We start from the raw sequence: 16,133 nt of genomic DNA on the forward strand, positions 1-16,133 counted from the left end.
CCTTCAAGTGATCTTGTTTCAACAACCGCCATGCCGACGCGCCTCGCGGGGCATGGCGGCTGAGTGCCGCGGCAAATGTTTGAGCCGCGGGCGGGTTTTTGCCGCAAGCGATGCCGCCTTGCCCCGCGGGGCGTGACGGATCAGCTGTCTTTATTCATAACCCAGGTCGCGCACCAGGCGTTCCGAGCGCGTCCAGTCCTTCTGCACCCGCACGAAAAGCTCCAGATACACGCGGGTGCCCAGCAAGGCTTCGATGGATTTGCGCGCTTCACTGCCGACGGTGCGCAACATCTGTCCCTTGTTGCCGATGACGATACGCTTGTGCGCTTCGCGCTCCACATGAATCACCGCTTGAATCACCACCAGATTCTGCTCGGGCTTCTCGGTAAAGGTTTCCACCGCCACCGCGCAGCCATAGGGAATTTCCTCCCGGGTGCGCCGCATAACCTTTTCGCGGATGAATTCGGCGACGATGAAGCGCTCGGGCAGGTCGGTGAGCTGATCGGCCGGATAGTAACGGGGGCCTTCCGGCAGATAGCGTCCGATGGTGTTGAGCAGCCCGTCCACCCCTTCGCCGGTCATGGCCGAAACCGGCACCACCTCGGCGAAATCATAGCGTCGATAGGATTCGATGATTTCGAGTAATCGGGGGCGCGGCACCTGATCGATCTTGTTGATCACCAGAAACAACGGCCGACCGCTGGCCGCCACTCGCTCCAGAACCTCATCCGCGCCGCGCAGCGGCCCAAGCGGCGCCTCGACCAGATAAAGCACCAGATCCACGCCGCCGCAGGTGCTCAGGGCCTGTTCCACCATATAGCGGTGCAAAGGTCCCTGCGCCCGATGAATGCCCGGCGTATCGAGAAAGAGGATCTGCTCGCCCGGCCGGTTGCAGATGCCGAGGATGCGATTGCGCGTGGTCTGGGGCTTGTTGGAGGTAATGGAGATTTTCTGGCCGAGGACGCGGTTGAGCAGGGTCGACTTGCCCACGTTGGGCCGGCCGATGATGCCCACGAAGCCGGAGCGCAAAATTTCATCATCTGTCGGGGTGTTGCTGGTCATGAGCCAAGGAGCCTTTCATTGCGTTCATTCATGTCTATTCTTTTCCTGATCCAGCACCGCCAGGGCTGCCGCGGCAGCCGCTTGCTCGGCGCTCTTCTTGCTGCTGCCCTCGCCGCGGCCGATGATCCGGCCGTCGAACAGAACCTCGATGCGATACAGCCGATCATGGTCGGGACCGGTGGTGCCGATGAGCTGATAGACCGGCGGTCGGCCAAAGCGTCCCTGATAATGCTCCTGCAGGCGGGTCTTGGCATCGATGCCGGCCTTGCGCCGGGCACTGCGCAGAATGTCTTCGGCAAACAACCCGAGAGTGACGCGGCGAGCAACCTCAAAGCCACCATCGCTGAAAACGGCGCCGATGAGTGCTTCCAGGGTATTGGCCAGCAAGCTCGCCTTGTCGCGCCCGCCGCTGCGCAGCTCGCCGCGCCCCAGCCGCAGGTACTCGCCCAACTTCAGGTTCCGCCCGATTTGCGCCAGGCTGCGTTCGCTGACCACCTCGGACCGAATGCGGCTCATGTCGCCCTCGCTCAGCTCGGCCAGGTGCTCGAACAAATACTGACTGACCACCAGGTCGAGAACCGCGTCGCCGAGAAACTCAAGCCGCTCGTTATGCCGAGGCGCCAAGGCCGGAAATTCGTTGGCGAAGGATTTGTGGGTCAGGGCGTCCTCAAGCCGCCGGGGATCGGAAAACCGATATCCAAGCAGGGATTCGAGCCCTTGCCTTGCGCTGCACTCGTTCATACACCTCTCGCTACGCCGCGACAAACCCGCGGGGAATTTTCGAGGTTAGCAGAATCAACGCTGGGAGTACAGCAGGTTCCATCGGCCGATTGAGCCCGAACCAGGGTTTTTCCTTGATTCCCCCTGATTCAATCCATTAGTATTTAGAATTTATGGAAAATGCAGCGGCCATGTCATTGTTCATTACTTTCGAGGGCATCGAGGGCTCGGGCAAAACCACCCAGATCAGCCGCCTCGCCGCCTACTTGCGCGCTCGCGGCCTGGATGTGGTGCAAACCCGCGAACCCGGCGGCTGCCCCATTGCCGATACCATTCGCGCCATTCTCCTCGACGCCGCGAACACGGCCTTGGTTCCCGCCGCCGAACTGCTGCTGTACGCGGCGGCACGCGCCCAACACGTCGCGGAGGTCGTGCGACCGGCCCTGGCCGATGGACGGGTCGTGCTCTGCGACCGCTTCACGGATGCCACCCTGGCCTACCAGGGGTTCGGCCGCGGGTTGTCCCTGCCGCAGATCAACAGCCTGAATGCCATGGCGCGCGGGGCGACGGTTCCCGACCTCACCCTGCTCTTCGATTTACCGGTGGAGATCGGGTTGGGGCGCGCCTTCAGACGCATCGCCGGCACGGCGGGTCCCGCCGAGGATCGTTTCGAGCAGGAATCCGTGGCTTTTCACCAACGGATTCGTCAAGGCTATCTGACCCTGGCCGACCGGGAGCCCCAGCGTTTCAGAAAGATTCATGCCGAAGCCGACGCCGACCAGGTCTTTGCCGAAGTCGTCGCCGTCGTCGAGCAATGCCTCAGGCAACGCGGCAGATCATGATTTTTTCGCAGATTCTCGGCCACGAACGGCAAAAAGACATCCTCAGGCGCGTGCTGGCCTCGGACCGGCTGGCCCACGCCTATCTGTTCACCGGCCCCGAGGGTGTCGGCAAGCGGCTCATGGCCCTGGCCCTGGTTCGCGCCCTGTTCTGCCCCCAGCAAGGCTGCGGCACCTGCGTGGCCTGCCGCAAGGTCGATCATTTCAATCATCCCGACCTGCATCTGCTCGAACCCGATGGCGCGAGCATCAAGATCGAACAGGTCCGCGGCATCCAGCGGGAATTTTCCTATCGGCCCCTCGAAGCCCCGCGCAAGGTATGCTTGATCGAGCATCCGGAGAAAATGCAGACCGCCGCCGCCAACGCCTTGCTCAAGACCTTGGAGGAACCAACCGGCGAGGCGCTTTTCATCCTGCTCAGCGCTCACCCCGAGCAGGTGTTGCCGACAATTCGCTCGCGCTGCCAGCCCCTGACCTTCGGCCGGCTGCCCGCCGAACTGCTGAAAAAGGATCTGGTGCGCCGCCTGGAGATTGACGAAATGGCGGGACACCTGCTCGCCGCCCTGTCCGAAGGCAGTTTCCGCAAGGCCCTGGGCCGGGACCGCGACCTGTTCCTCGACGGCCGGCGTGACTTTCTCAAGCAGGTCACGGCTCTGTCACCCGGCAGTGTGCTGCCGCTTTTCGACCTGTCCCACAGTCTTGCCGAGGACAAGGAGCGTTTACCCGAATTCCTAGAAATCCTTGAAGCCTTTTACCGCGACGTGCTGCTGACTTTGCACGGCCGCCCCGAGGATGATCTGGTCAATATCGATCTGCTTGAGAAAATTCGGCGTACGGCGATGCGAGAAACGGTCTCGTCGGTTCTGACCAAACTCGAAGCCATCCAGACGGCGCGCCATCACCTGGGTCGCAATGTTAATCGGCAGCTGGCCATGGACCATCTGCTGCTGCGGCTTTGTGCTTAAATCCATGGAAAAATCCAAACGATAAGGATTCAATATCACCTTCATGATTCGCATTGTAGCCATCAAATTTCGCGACGCCGGCAAGATCTATGATTTCGATGCCGGCCAGTTGGAGCTCAAGGCCGCCGACAAGGTTGTGGTCGAAACCGAACGGGGACGCGCCCTGGGCACGGTGGTGCTGCCGCCGCGCGAGACCTTGCCCGAGGATCAGACCGAAGGGCTGAAGAAAGTCCTGCGCCAGGCCACCGATGAGGATCTGGAGATGGCCGCGCGTTACGTCGCCCGCGAGAAAGAGGCCATGCGCTTCTGCCAGACGCGCATCGAGGAGCGCAAGCTCGATATGAAGCTGGTGCAGGCCGAGTATCTGTTCGACGGATCGAAGATCGTTTTTTATTTTACCGCCGATGGGCGCATCGACTTTCGCGATCTGGTCAAGGATCTGGCCCAGTATTTCCACACGCGCATCGAAATGCGCCAGATCGGCGTGCGCGACGAAGCCAAGCTCGTCGGCGGACTCGGGGTTTGCGGCCGCGAACTCTGCTGCTGCACTTTTCTGCGCGAATTCAATCCCGTGTCGGTCAAAATGGCCAAGGAGCAGGGCCTGGCGCTGAACCCCAGCAAGATCTCCGGACAGTGCGGACGCCTGTTGTGCTGCCTGGGCTACGAATACGAAACCTATTGCCATCTCAAGCGCTGCCTGCCCAAGGTTGGTAAAATCATCAAGGTCGGCGAACTTGAAGCCATGGTCCTGAACCAGGACATCTTCAACGGCAAGGTCAAGGTCAAACTGGAAACCGGCAGCGAAATGGTACTCTCCACGCAGGACATCGAGCGTGGCGAACTGCCCGCGCCGCCGGACAAGGGGCACCCCAGGGAAACCGCCGGCGTAACGCGGCGGTCCGCGCCGGCGCCCGCGCAAGCGCCCGCACCCGCCCCCGAAGCACCGAAGGACGAGGAAAAAAGCGCGCGCAAACGCTCCCGCGGTCGCTCGCGCAACAAGCGCAAGAGCTCCGGCGAAGCCGAAGCCGGCGAAACCAAGGCCGCGGCCGCGCCGGCGCCCCGGGAAAATCGCCCCCCAGCGCCTGAACGTCGGGAGCAGGTTAAAGACTCGCCCGCCGACCAGGAATCCGCGGCGCCGGGCGCGGAACGCAAACGCCGACCCCGTCGGCGGCCACGCAAAAAAGACCAGTAAGGGGAGACGCTCATGTCACAGCCGTTCTACATCACCACGCCCATTTACTACGTCAACGACGTTCCCCACATCGGGCATGCCTACACGACCCTGGCCTGCGACGTCATGGCTCGCTACAAAAGGGCGCGCGGCCATGAGGTGTTCTTTCTCACCGGCACCGATGAACATGGCCAGAAAGTCGAGAAAGCCGCCCAGGCCAAGGGCGAGACGCCTCTGGAACTGGCCGACCGGGTGGTCAAGCGTTTTCAGGCCCTCTGGGAGCGGCTCAACATCTCCCACACCGATTTCATCCGCACCACCCAGGAACGCCATAAAAAAGGCGTGCGTCGCCTGTTCGAGAAAATCCAGGCCAACAACGACATCTACCTCGGCGCCTACGAGGATTGGTACTGCACCCCCTGCGAAACTTTCTGGACCGAGACCCAGCTGCTCGACGGCAAGTGCCCGGACTGCGGACGGCCCACGGAGAAACTCAAGGAAGAGTCCTATTTCTTCCGCATGAGCAAATACCAGCAAGCCTTGCTCGATCACATCGAAGCCAATCCCGACTTCATCCAGCCCAAAACCCGCCGCAACGAAATCCTGAGCTTCGTGCGCGAGGGCCTGCGCGATCTGTCCATCTCGCGCACCTCCTTTTCCTGGGGCATTCCCGTGCCGGGCGATGAAAAGCATGTCATCTACGTGTGGTTCGACGCCCTCACCAACTACATCACCGCCTTGGGCTATCCCGAGGATCCTCAAGGCCACTTCGCCACCTTCTGGCCGGTGGATGCCCATGTGATCGGCAAGGACATCCTGCGCTTCCACACGGTCTACTGGCCGACCTTCCTGCTCGCGGCGGGCATTCCCCTGCCGAAGAAGGTCTTCGCGCACGGCTGGTGGACGGTCGAGGGCCAGAAGATGAGCAAGAGCCTGATGAACGTGGTCGAGCCCAACATGCTGGTCGACAAATACGGCGTGGATGCCATCCGCTATTTTCTCATGCGCGAGGTGCCCTTCGGCCTCGACGGCGACTTCAGCCATGCCGCGCTGGTGCATCGCATCAACTCGGACCTGGCCAACGACCTCGGCAACCTGGTGAGCCGCTCCACCGCCATGGTCACCAAGTATTTCCGCGGCGAACTGCCTGCGGCCGAAGTTCAGACCGAGGTGGATGCCGCCTTCAGCGCGCGCTTTCCCGCCGCCTTGCGCACCGTCGACGCCCAGATGAATGAGATGGCCTTCAACAAGGCCCTGCAAGCGATCTGGGAACTCATCAGCGCGGCCAACAAGTACATCGACGAGACCGCCCCCTGGACGCTGGCCAAGGATCCGGCCCAAAGCGCGCGCCTCGGCACGGTCATGTACAACCTGCTCGAAGGCACGCGCCTCATCGCGCTGCTGGTCAACCCCTTCATGCCGGACACCGCGCGCAGGATCATGACCATTCTCTGCGGCAGCGGCGAGGATTTGACCTTCGCCGGCAACGACAACTGGGGCGGGCTCAAACCGGGCAGCCAGATCCTGAAAGCCGAGCCCCTGTTCCCGCGCATTGAAACCGAGTAAGATAATACCTGACTATTCAGCGGCCAAGCCCGCCAGCACCGCGGGGCGTGGCGGTTGAGTGCCGCGGTAAATGTTTGAGCCGCGGGCGAGTTTTTGCCGCAAGCGATGCCGCCGCGGTCAGCAATGCGGTTGAACTGGTCAAATCTGGAAAAACATCGAAGGGGCGCGGCAGCGCCCCTTGCTTTTGCGGAGTCCGGCATGTCCCTGCAATCCTCCCTCATCGATACCCACGCCCATCTCGACAACCGCCCCTTCGCCGAGGATCTCGACCAGGTCATCGCGCGGGCGCGGGACAACGGCGTGCGGACCATTCTTACCGTCGGCTGTGATCTCGCCAGCTCGCGCCAGAGCATCGCGCTTGCGCAACGCTTTGCCGAAGTCCACGCGGCGGTCGGCATTCATCCCCATGATGCCCTGCAGGCCGACGACGAAGGCCTGAAACAGTTGCGCGCGATGCTTGACGCCCCTAAGGTGGTCGCCGTCGGCGAAACCGGCCTCGATTTCTACCGCGACCGCGCGCCCCGCGACGCCCAGCGCCTCGCCTTTCGTCGTCAAATCCGTCTGGCGCGGGAGGTCGCACGGCCGCTTATTGTCCATGACCGTGACGCCCACGATGAGATTCTCAGCATTCTGCGCGAGGAGCGCGCCTCGGAAGTAGGCGGCGTGATTCACTGCTTTTCCGGGGATATCGCCATGGCGCGGAGCTGCCTGGAAATGGGCTTTTACATCAGCTTCCCCGCAACCCTCACCTACCCCAGGAACGAGGAACTGCGCCAGGTGGCGCGCGCCGTGCCCATGGAGCGGCTGTTGCTGGAAACCGACTGCCCCTACCTGGCGCCCCAGCCCCTGCGCGGCAAACGCAACGAACCGGCCTATGTGCGCATGACCGCGGAAAAGGTTGCCGAAATCAAGGGATTGTCCCTCGAAGACGTGGCGCGAATCACGACCCTCAACGCCCACACCCTGTTCGGCATCGGTCGCGCCGAGCAATCCGTGCGTATCGCTTACGCCATCCGCAACAGCCTTTATCTCAACATCACCAACCGCTGCACCAACGCTTGCTCCTTCTGCGCCAAGTTCAGCGACTTCACCGTCAAGGGGCACCGCCTCAAGCTCGATCACGAACCCGACGCCGCCGAGGTCATCGCCGCAATCGGCGATCCGCGTTCCTACGATGAAGTGGTGTTCTGCGGCTATGGCGAACCGCTGCTGCGTCTGGCCCTCATCAAGGAGGTTGCCGCCTGGCTGAAGCAACATGGCTGCAAGGTGCGCATCAACACCGACGGCCAGGCCAACCTGGTGCACGGGCGCAATATCCTGCCGGAACTGGTCGGGCTGGTGGATTGTCTCTCGGTGTCGCTCAATGCGCCCGATGCGGCCACCTACCAGCGGCTGTGCCGTTCGCAATTCGGGGAAAAAGCCTTCACGGGCGTTCAGGACTTCATTCGTGAGGCGGCGCGCGCCATCCCCGAGGTCGTCGCCAGCGCCGTCACCGTGCCGGGTCTCGACATCGAGGCCTGCCGCCGCCTCGCCGAAGGGCTCGGTGCGACCTTCCGCGCCCGGGAATACAACGAGGTGGGCTAGGATTTAGAGTTGAGGTTTGTTTTTGCAGATCCCAAGCGCCGCCGCAGACCTTCGAAGAGGGCCTGCGGCGTTGCCGTCTGCGACAGGGAATAAAGCACCGGCACCACCACCAGGGTCAACAGGGTCGCCACCGCCAGGCCGTAAATCACCGCCACCGCCATGGGCCCCCACCATTCCGCCGACTCGCCGCCGATCTCAAAAGCCCAGGAGCGAAAATCAAAGCTGAAGCCCAGGGCCATGGGCAGCAGGCCGAGGATGGTGGTCACCGCCGTCAGCAGCACCGGACGAAAGCGCACCACCCCGGCACGCACCAGGGCGTCCTCCAGGCTCATGCCGTCGCGCCGCAGCTGGTTGATGTAGTCGATGAGCACGATGGCGTTGTTGACCACCACGCCCGCCAGGGAAATCACGCCGATGCCGGTCATGATCACGCCGAAGGCCATGCCGGTGATGCTCAGGCCGAGGAAGACCCCGGACAGGGACAAGATCACCGAGGTCATGACGATGCCGGCCTGCCGCAGGGAATTGAACTGGGTGACCAGCACCAGGGTGATGAGAAAAATCGCCGCGACGAAGGCCTTGCTCAAGAAGGCCACCGCCTTCTGCTGCTCCTCCTGCTCGCCGCTGAAGGCGATGCGGTAACCCGCCGGCAGTTCGAGTCCGTCCAGGCGCCCCTGGATTTCCTGAAGCACCTCGTTGCTGTTGCGCTCGAAGGTGTTGCCGGTGATGGTCACCACGCGCTTCTGGTTGAGGCGGCGAATGGAGCCGAAACCCGTGCCCATTTCGATGCGCGCCAGGCTGGAAATAGGCACCGGATCGCCCTCCAGGGTCGGAATCAGCAGATTGGCCACATCCGCCAGGGCTTGACGGCGCTCCTCGGGCAGGCGCGCGACGATGTCGTATTCCTCCTTGCCCTCCCGGTAAACGCCCAGCTTGGTGCCGCTCACCGCCGCTTTCACCGTCCGCGAGATGTCAGCGGTGGACAACCCCAGCAGACTTGATTTCTCGCGATCCACCTGAATGCGGATTTCGGGCTTGGCACGCACGAAGTCATCCTTGAGATCGACCAGACCGCGGACATCCTTGATCCGCTCCCTGATCTGCTGGGCGATCAGGGCGAGGGTTTCCACCTGCTCGCCGCTTACCTCGATGCTCACCGGCGGCCCCGTTGGCGGGCCTTCCTTGTGCTTCTCCACCTTGATTTCGGCCCCCGCCAGGGATCCGACCGCCTCGCGGATGCGCGCCAGCACTTCGCCGGCATGTTCGCGTCGCTCCTGCCGCTCGACGAAATCCAGGGAAATCTTGCTCTGGTTGCTCTGCCCCCCGCTGTCGCCGCCCATATCGGCGCTCGCCGACACTCCGATCTCGGAAATCACGAAGCGCAGATCCGGCTCCTCCAGAGCCACCGATTCAACGGCCCGCGCCAGCAGGTCGGAGGTGGCGAGATTGGTGCCCTCGGGCGCGCTGATCTCGACGAAGGCGCGGTTGGGCTCGATGTCGGGGAACAGTTCGACGCCGTGTTCCAGAAAAGCGTAAAGCACCGCGACGCCGACCAGAAAACCACCGGCGCCGGCCAGCACCAGCACCCGCCACCGAAGCGACCAGCGCAACAACCCTTGGTAGAGGCGCAGAATCCACGGCAGTTCGCCGCGAACCTGACGGGCCTTGCCCAGGCGCATGAAACTCGCGCACACCACCGGGTTGATGACTAGGGCGACGAACAGCGAGGCGCTCAGGGTGATGATCAGGGTCAGGGGCAGGTATTTCATGAACTCGCCCATGATCCCCGGCCAGAACATCAGGGGCGAAAAGGCGCACAGGGTGGTCAGGGTCGAACTTATGACCGGCCAACCCACCTCGCTCACCGCGTCGCGTGCCGCCCGCACCCGGTCCTTGCCTTCCTGCATGTGGCGATAGATGTTCTCGACGATGACGATGGCGTTGTCGACCAGCATGCCCAGGGCGAGAATCAGGCTGAACAGCACCACCATGTTCAGAGTGATGCCCAGGGCATGGAGAATGGCGAAGGAAAACAGCATGGAAAAAGGGATAGCCAAGGCAACGAACAGGGAATTCGCCAGGCCGAGAAACAAAAACAGCACCGTGACCACCAGAATCAGGCCGGTGAGGATGCTGTTCTCCAGTTCGGCCACCATGCGTCGGATGTCCTTGGACTGATTGAGCGTCACCGAGAGTTCCACGCCGGGTGGCAGCTGCGGCCGCGCCTGTTCGAGCAGGGCGAAGACCTGATCGGCCACGGCGATGATGTTTACCCCGGTGCGCTTCTTGACCGCGAGGGTGACGCTGGTTTCCCCGTTGAGGCGCGCATGGCTCAGCGGGTCTTCAAAAGTATCGACGATGTTGGCCACATCCTTGAAATAGATGGGCCGTCCCTGGCGCACCACCAGCACCAGATTGTCGATCTGCGCGGGATCGGTGAACTCGCCGGGAATGCGCAGCAGATACTTGCCCTGGCCGATGTCGATGCTGCCGCCGGGAATGTTGACGTTTTCGCGCTGGATGGCCGCCATGATCTCGACAAAGGACAGCCGATAGGCTGCCAGCCGGTCGGGATCAAATTCCACGCGAATCTGCCGCTCGCGCCCCCCGGTGATGACCACATCGAGCACGCCGGGGATGTCCTCGATGTAGTCCTCGAGACGCTCGGCGACTTTTTTCAGCATCGGTTCACCGACCGGGCCGGACACGGCGATCATGAGGATGGGGAATTCGGAGATGTTGATTTCCAGAATGGACGGATCGTTTTCCAGGTCGTCGGGCAGATCGCCCTTGGCCTGATCCACCTTGTCGCGCACCCATTGGATGGCGTTGTCGATATCCACGTCGGGGGTAAATTCGATGGTGATCATGGAGGAGCCCTCGGCGCTCACCGAACGCATCTTTTCCACGTTCTTGAGCCCCTTGAGCTTGCGTTCCAGCGGCAGGGTGATGAGGGTCTCGATATCCTCGGGCGCCACCCCCTCGTGGTTGGTCAGGACCAGCACCACGGGGATGGTGATATCGGGCGCCGACTCCCTGGGCAGCACCAGATAGCTGTAGATGCCCGCCACCAGGGCGATGACCATCAGCGTAAAGACGGTGCTGCGATGACTGATCGCGGCGTTGGAGAGCAGCATCAGTTGCTCCCCACCGTCACCGCGGTACCGTCCTCCAGCAGTTGCTGGCCGCGCACGATGAGCTTTTCGCCCACGTCAAGACCCTGCAGGATGATGACCCGATCCCCGATGACGCTGCCGGTCACCACCGGCCGCACCCGCGCGACGCCGTTGTCCTCGACAAAGGCCAGGGTGCCGCCGCCACGCTCCATGACGGCGTACAAGGGCACGGCTACAACATGGCGGAATTCCTGCCGCAAAAAGCGGACGCGCAGGATCATTCCGGGCCGCAACCGCCCCTCGGCATTGTCCACGGATACCTTGGCGCGAAAGGTGCGCGTCACGGGATCAGCCTTGAAGGCCAGATAGAACAGCTTGCCGCGCATCAACTCGCCGGCGTCTCCCGTAATGCGGGCGGACACCACATCCACATCCTGATTGACGTGCAAAAAATGCACATCTTTTTCCGGCACCTCGACAACCGCCTGCAGGCGATCCACCTTAACCACTTCAGCCACCGGCGTGCCTTCCGAGACAAATTCGCCGCGATCCACCATCAAGCGATCGACAATGCCGGCCACCGGGCTGCGCAAAACGCTCTTACCCAGCGCCACCTCGGCGCTGCGCAGGGCGGAGCGGGCCACCTCGAAATTGCGGCGGGCATCCTCATATTCCTGGGGACTGACGATCTGCTCGTCGCGCAGGCGGGTCATGCGATTGAGGTGGCTTTGCCGCACCTCAAACTCGGCCTTGGCCTTGGCCAGATCCGCCTCGCGCGCTTCGGAGTCGATGCGCAGGATCACCTCGTCCTTGGCCACGCGATCCCCTTCACGGGGCCCGATGAAGCGCACCGGGCCGGCGATTTCGGCGGCCAGGGTCAAATCTTCCCAGGCTTCCAGCGTCGCGGGCAAGGTAAAGGTTTCCGCCAAGTCGGCGGGCGCCAGCGTTTCCAGGGTCACGGAAACAACTTTCTGCGGCGTCGCGTCCTGAATTTGCGTCTCGGCGGTACTGTCGCGACCGCAGCCGGACATCGCCAGGGCCAGGAAAAGAATGATGATCGTCCCGAGGGACGCAGAGGATTTTTTCTTCACGATCTTCTCTGCCTTCGCTGAAAAAGGAACCGGCACCCAGGGAGGGAACTGCCAACCTCGTAAAAAGCAAAATGCAGTCCCTGTGCCAAGGGGCAAGACAAATCGACATTCTAGGCCCAGCGACCTGTAGGGTCAAAACATTTCGATGAAAATCGGAAGAAAGGAGCGACGGAAGGGACTGAGCAAAAGAACGGCTCGCGAGAACAAAAATGCCCACTCGCGGCACAGGTTTAGGAGGCTGATCCGGCCATCAGTGAAGAATCGACTCCTTGGGCGGCGCGGGGCGGGGAATGTAGATCCCCCGGACACAATGACGGCCATGATCGAGGGAGGGATAGTCGCGACACATATCGGGCTTGATCTCATGAATTCCGCAGCGCGCCTCTTCGGGGCTGATCCGCTGTAGAAACGGACAGGGCTGGCCGCGCCGGCCCTGCTTGGGATCGATCCAGATCCATCCGACCTCGTTGACCAACCTCAGGAGATCTTCGCGCCCCAACCGGCGCCAGCGCTCCAGGTCGGCATCGGAGGCATGCAAGTAGCCCCCGTAGAGATCGCAACATTGTCCGCAGGCGCGGCAGCCTCTTTGGTACGGCTGGCTGTTCGGATGAATCCTGTCCCAAAGCCGACACAAGACTTCGATCATCATGACGCGCCTCCTTGGTCGTTGCGTCATCCATCCCTAAAAATAGACGCCATAGGATCAAACAAACATCGTTCTAACAAAATCCTTCAAATCAAGTAAAATTTAAAATATTTTGTATTTTTTTCTTGAAAAACGAGTAACACAGTAAAACAAATACCGTTCTATCAATGAGATGTCAAGCCGCTTTAGCGATTGGCCGAAAACAGGGCGGGACACATGAAATTGCCCCGCCCTTGCCTGATCATCACGGACTGCCGGAATGTTCCTTAGCCAGCTATTTCAGATCGCCCTGGATGCCGACCTTGATCGTGGCCAAGGGCACCGTCTTGCCGCTGTCGGCAATGGCCTGCCGGGCCATCATGATTAGGCCCGTGCAGCAAGGCACCTCCATATGCACCACGGTGAGGCCGCGGATGTCGTTTTGGCGCAGAATGGCCGTGAGTTTCTCCAGATAGGCGCGGCCGTCGTCGAGTTTCGGGCAACCAATGGCCAGGGCCTTGCCCTTGAGGATGTCCTGGTGAAAGTCGGCATAGGCAAAAGGCGCGCAGTCCGCCGCCAACACCAGTTCGGCATCCTTGAAAAAGGGCGCGCTCGGCGGCACCAGATGCATCTGAATCGGCCACTGGCGCAACTGGGATGGCCTTTTGCCGGCCACTTCATCCGTTTCGGATTCTTCCTGGCGAGCAAAATTCATAAGCCGCGCGGAGGGACAGCCGCCAACCGGAGCGGCAGCATGAACGGGTGCCGCGGCCGGCTGATCGCTTTTTTTCAGATGCTCCACTACGGCTTCCTCGTCGAACTCGGCGGCCTCGCGCTTCACAATGGTGATGGCATCCCGTGGGCAATCACCCAGACAGGCGCCCAGGCCATCGCACAGGTTGTCGGCGAGGAGACGGGCCTTGCCGTCAACGATCTGAATCGCCCCTTCCGCGCAGGCCGGAACGCACAGCCCGCAGCCGTCACATTTTTCTTCATCGATTTTGACAATTTCACGAATCATGATGGCTGATCTCCGAGGGAAGTTGATGGATTTAAGGGTTGGGCTCTTCGATATGTTCAGAATCTACCCGGATCGGCGCGACAAAGCCTTGACCGGGATCAAAGTTTCTGAAATTCAATCGGAAACAGACGCGGATTCGGCATCTTGCCGCCGCCGCAGGGCCCGCAGCGGGCAAAACGCAGTCAGGAAAACCAGGGTCCAGGCCAAGATCAGTGCGGCCGTCAGCACGTTCCAGATCATCGGCAAACTCCTTCGTCAGAAAAAATAGTGCCACAACAGGTCGAGACGTCCGCGCCTCATCAGATACTTGCCGGAAAAGCGCATGATCTCCCTGACCTTTTCGCGATGACCGGGGCGATAGCAGTGAATCCTGCAATGCTTGCACACCGGCTTGGGCTCCAGCGGACAGCGCAACCGCCGCTCGATGGCGTACACCAAAAATTCCCGGCAGCTTTCACAAATCCGAAATCGGGACAGATCAATTTCCGTGCCCCAATCCTCACGCGGAGACAATGCCTCACGCGGCCCCTCGTGATGGACCCGGCAGTAGACCGCGGTGAAGTGCGCCAGCACGCGCAGATCCTTGATTTCCTTCGGATCGAGTGCTGTTGTGTGAGTTTCTGCGTTCATGGGTAGAAGGATAGGAAAAAGACGAGATAAAATCTTTGATCGAGATCAAAATTGTTATTTTACCGCTGAGAACGCAAAGGCCACGGAGAACTTCAAGGGGAAAATCTCACCCCAATATATTCTCCGCGTCCTCTGCGAGCTCTGCGGTGAAAACCTGTCTAAAACGATTCGCGGGTGCTTTCGGCGAGGTCTTCCAGGCGGTCGCGGTCGAGGATGTCGATGTCCTTGCCGCGCACGCGAATCAAGTCATCGTCGGAGAGCTTGCGCAGGGTGCGCGAGAGGGTTTCGCTCACCGTGCCCAGGCGCGAGGCGAGTTGGCTTTTTGAAATGGGCAATTGGATGGTTTCGGCTTCGTCGCCGGCCAGATCCACCAGATAGCGGGCCAGGCGCGCCGGAACATCCTTGAAGGTCAGATCCTCGATCTGGGTGGCGAACTGGCGCAGAAAGCGCGACAGGCCGGCGATCATGTTGATGGGGATCTGGGAATGCTCCTTGAGCAGATTGAGGAATTCCTTCTTGGGGAAAAACAGCACCGCCGCCGGGCTGACGGATTCGGCGAAGGCGGGATAGAGCCCGTCGGCGAAAATGGCCGCCTCGGCAAAGCTTTCTCCCTCGTGAACGATGTGCAGAATGCGCTCCTTACCGTCGGGCGAGAGTTTGTAGATCTTGATCTTGCCGTCGGTCACCACGTAAAAGCCCACCGCCGGCTCACCCTGGGAAAAAAGCACCTCGCCCTTGGACAACTCGCGACGCCGACAGACCTCTTCCAGGCGGTCGAGATCCTGATCCGTTACACCGGCAAACAAGGGACATTTTTTGATGGCGGCGCGATTTTCCATGGCGGAAAGACTAGCAGAAGATCTGGGGATGGGCAATTTTTTTGGCCACTTATGCTTGGACACATATATTGCGCCCTTGCCAAACTGACTTTTTGGGTCATAATTCACGAGTTTTCCGGTGGTAGGTCACCGAGTTGTGGCGATCCAGGAAAGTCGAAAAACATGCCCAAATCCGTTCCCGAACCCGTCATCTCCCTCCTGCCTGGCGAATATCGCGCCAGCGCCGAGAACCTGGTGCTTTCAACCCTCCTCGGCTCCTGCGTGGCGGCATGCCTGTATGATCCCGTCCGGCGGATCATGGGCATGAACCATTTTCTGCTCTGCGGCACCCGTAGTCTCAGCAACCTGCCCTTGCTGCTCAGCGAATCGGGACGCTATGGCGTGCATGCCATGGAGTTGCTGATCAACGACATGCTCAAAATCGGTGCTCAGCGCCGAAACCTGCGCGCCAAGGTTTTCGGCGGCGCCACCATCATCGCTCCCAAATCCGCCGGTCCCGGCGTCGGAGAACTCAACTGCCGCTTCATTCGTGAATTTCTCCACCACGAAAAAATTCCCCTCATGGCCGAGGATCTCGGCGGCGTTCATGGTCGCGTGATCTATTTCCTGCCGGAGGATTTTTCCGTTCTGGTGCGCCGCATCCAAAAAACCACCGAGCCCGAGATCGCCCGGCGCGAACGGCAATTGTTGACGGCGCTGAAAAAAGGGCAGCGGCGCGAAGCGGGTAAGGACGAGCTGTGGGAATGAATCGGTTTTAAATGCGAAAAGGGCCGAAACCTTTTTCGGATTCCGACCCTTGACTTGCAACTTGGTGCCGAAGGGGAGACTCGAACTCCCACGACCCTACGGTCACTAGACCCTGAACCTAGCGTGTCTACCAATTCCACCACTTCGGCTGAAGCGA

At 61.1% G+C, this 16,133-nt stretch carries 15 protein-coding genes and 1 tRNA gene; 6 read left to right on the top strand and 10 right to left on the bottom strand.

The genetic code is table 11. The features are described 5' to 3' along the window. Nucleotides 1-150 precede the first annotated feature (150 nt). Both era and rnc read right to left on the bottom strand, forming a co-directional pair. The gene (era, locus tag QAT43_RS04505) at nucleotides 151-1,062 is read right to left on the bottom strand and encodes a GTPase Era (protein ID WP_305041849.1); all 912 of its coding nucleotides are present in this window, start codon (nucleotides 1,060-1,062) and stop codon (nucleotides 151-153) included. 24 nt (nucleotides 1,063-1,086) lie between these two features. Continuing rightward, complete coding sequence (gene rnc, locus QAT43_RS04510; protein WP_305041850.1) at nucleotides 1,087-1,803, bottom strand: ribonuclease III; 717 nt, start codon at nucleotides 1,801-1,803, stop codon at nucleotides 1,087-1,089. A 170-nt stretch (nucleotides 1,804-1,973) separates the two neighbouring features. Here rnc and tmk point away from each other — a divergent pair, with 170 nt between their 5' ends. The 5 genes from tmk (at nucleotide 1,974) to QAT43_RS04535 (ending at nucleotide 7,907) form a co-directional block, all read left to right on the top strand. Further along, on the top strand, nucleotides 1,974-2,624 hold the full coding sequence (gene tmk, locus QAT43_RS04515; RefSeq protein WP_305041851.1) for a dTMP kinase: 651 nt from the start codon (nucleotides 1,974-1,976) through the stop codon (nucleotides 2,622-2,624). Then, on the top strand, nucleotides 2,621-3,586 hold the full coding sequence (gene holB, locus QAT43_RS04520) for a DNA polymerase III subunit delta' (RefSeq protein ID WP_305041852.1): 966 nt from the start codon (nucleotides 2,621-2,623) through the stop codon (nucleotides 3,584-3,586). The genes tmk and holB overlap by 4 nt, the downstream gene beginning before the upstream one ends. Before the next feature lie 43 nt (nucleotides 3,587-3,629). Continuing rightward, complete coding sequence (locus QAT43_RS04525; RefSeq protein ID WP_305041853.1) at nucleotides 3,630-4,778, top strand: PSP1 domain-containing protein; 1,149 nt, start codon at nucleotides 3,630-3,632, stop codon at nucleotides 4,776-4,778. 12 nt (nucleotides 4,779-4,790) lie between these two features. Next, the gene (metG, locus tag QAT43_RS04530; RefSeq protein ID WP_305041854.1) at nucleotides 4,791-6,323 is read left to right on the top strand and encodes a methionine--tRNA ligase; all 1,533 of its coding nucleotides are present in this window, start codon (nucleotides 4,791-4,793) and stop codon (nucleotides 6,321-6,323) included. A gap of 198 nt (nucleotides 6,324-6,521) precedes the next feature. Continuing rightward, complete coding sequence (locus tag QAT43_RS04535; protein ID WP_305041855.1) at nucleotides 6,522-7,907, top strand: TatD family hydrolase; 1,386 nt, start codon at nucleotides 6,522-6,524, stop codon at nucleotides 7,905-7,907. Here QAT43_RS04535 and QAT43_RS04540 read toward each other — a convergent pair. From QAT43_RS04540 to QAT43_RS04570, 7 genes are all read right to left on the bottom strand, one after another. After that, nucleotides 7,904-11,044 (bottom strand): efflux RND transporter permease subunit, encoded by a 3,141-nt coding sequence (locus QAT43_RS04540; protein ID WP_305041856.1) that lies wholly within the window; start codon nucleotides 11,042-11,044, stop codon nucleotides 7,904-7,906. The two genes, QAT43_RS04535 and QAT43_RS04540, sit on opposite strands and share 4 nt — an antisense overlap. Beyond that, the gene (locus QAT43_RS04545; protein ID WP_305041857.1) at nucleotides 11,044-12,114 is read right to left on the bottom strand and encodes an efflux RND transporter periplasmic adaptor subunit; all 1,071 of its coding nucleotides are present in this window, start codon (nucleotides 12,112-12,114) and stop codon (nucleotides 11,044-11,046) included. The genes QAT43_RS04540 and QAT43_RS04545 overlap by 1 nt, the downstream gene beginning before the upstream one ends. A 250-nt stretch (nucleotides 12,115-12,364) precedes the next feature. Continuing rightward, a complete protein-coding gene (locus QAT43_RS04550) occupies nucleotides 12,365-12,763 on the bottom strand; it encodes a YkgJ family cysteine cluster protein (protein ID WP_305041858.1) in 399 nt (132 codons plus the stop codon). Between the two features lie 271 nt (nucleotides 12,764-13,034). Next, on the bottom strand, nucleotides 13,035-13,760 hold the full coding sequence (locus QAT43_RS04555) for an ATP-binding protein (RefSeq protein WP_305041859.1): 726 nt from the start codon (nucleotides 13,758-13,760) through the stop codon (nucleotides 13,035-13,037). Nucleotides 13,761-13,874: 114 nt separating this feature from the next. Then, a complete protein-coding gene (locus QAT43_RS04560; RefSeq protein WP_305041860.1) occupies nucleotides 13,875-14,000 on the bottom strand; it encodes a hypothetical protein in 126 nt (41 codons plus the stop codon). Nucleotides 14,001-14,015: 15 nt separating this feature from the next. Then, entirely contained in the window at nucleotides 14,016-14,390 is a 375-nt protein-coding gene (locus tag QAT43_RS04565) for a nitrous oxide-stimulated promoter family protein (RefSeq protein ID WP_305041861.1), read from the bottom strand. A 158-nt stretch (nucleotides 14,391-14,548) separates the two neighbouring features. Continuing rightward, on the bottom strand, nucleotides 14,549-15,196 hold the full coding sequence (locus tag QAT43_RS04570) for a Crp/Fnr family transcriptional regulator (protein WP_305041862.1): 648 nt from the start codon (nucleotides 15,194-15,196) through the stop codon (nucleotides 14,549-14,551). Between the two features lie 195 nt (nucleotides 15,197-15,391). On the opposite strand from QAT43_RS04570, the gene QAT43_RS04575 reads away from it, so the two are divergent. After that, a complete protein-coding gene (locus QAT43_RS04575; protein ID WP_305041863.1) occupies nucleotides 15,392-15,976 on the top strand; it encodes a chemotaxis protein CheD in 585 nt (194 codons plus the stop codon). Between the two features lie 62 nt (nucleotides 15,977-16,038). Here the strand turns inward: QAT43_RS04575 and QAT43_RS04580 are convergent. Continuing rightward, nucleotides 16,039-16,125 (bottom strand) — tRNA-Leu (locus QAT43_RS04580). Between the last annotated feature and the right edge of the window lie 8 nt (nucleotides 16,126-16,133).

Origin of the sequence: Geoalkalibacter sp. (assembly GCF_030604225.1) — a bacterium.
In the GTDB taxonomy this organism is placed as follows: Bacteria; Desulfobacterota; Desulfuromonadia; order Desulfuromonadales; family Geoalkalibacteraceae; genus Geoalkalibacter.

Bases quoted from the DNA above. Each gene is read 5' to 3' on its own strand.
- era (WP_305041849.1), bottom strand. From the start codon at position 1,062: ATGACCAGCAACACCCCGACAGATGATGAAATTTTGCGCTCCGGCTTC.
- rnc (WP_305041850.1), bottom strand. From the start codon at position 1,803: ATGAACGAGTGCAGCGCAAGGCAAGGGCTCGAATCCCTGCTTGGATAT.
- tmk (WP_305041851.1), top strand. From the start codon at position 1,974: ATGTCATTGTTCATTACTTTCGAGGGCATCGAGGGCTCGGGCAAAACC.
- holB (WP_305041852.1), top strand. From the start codon at position 2,621: ATGATTTTTTCGCAGATTCTCGGCCACGAACGGCAAAAAGACATCCTC.
- QAT43_RS04525 (WP_305041853.1), top strand. From the start codon at position 3,630: ATGATTCGCATTGTAGCCATCAAATTTCGCGACGCCGGCAAGATCTAT.
- metG (WP_305041854.1), top strand. From the start codon at position 4,791: ATGTCACAGCCGTTCTACATCACCACGCCCATTTACTACGTCAACGAC.
- QAT43_RS04535 (WP_305041855.1), top strand. From the start codon at position 6,522: ATGTCCCTGCAATCCTCCCTCATCGATACCCACGCCCATCTCGACAAC.
- QAT43_RS04540 (WP_305041856.1), bottom strand. From the start codon at position 11,044: ATGCTGCTCTCCAACGCCGCGATCAGTCATCGCAGCACCGTCTTTACG.
- QAT43_RS04550 (WP_305041858.1), bottom strand. From the start codon at position 12,763: ATGATGATCGAAGTCTTGTGTCGGCTTTGGGACAGGATTCATCCGAAC.
- QAT43_RS04555 (WP_305041859.1), bottom strand. From the start codon at position 13,760: ATGATTCGTGAAATTGTCAAAATCGATGAAGAAAAATGTGACGGCTGC.
- QAT43_RS04560 (WP_305041860.1), bottom strand. From the start codon at position 14,000: ATGATCTGGAACGTGCTGACGGCCGCACTGATCTTGGCCTGGACCCTG.
- QAT43_RS04565 (WP_305041861.1), bottom strand. From the start codon at position 14,390: ATGAACGCAGAAACTCACACAACAGCACTCGATCCGAAGGAAATCAAG.
- QAT43_RS04575 (WP_305041863.1), top strand. From the start codon at position 15,392: ATGCCCAAATCCGTTCCCGAACCCGTCATCTCCCTCCTGCCTGGCGAA.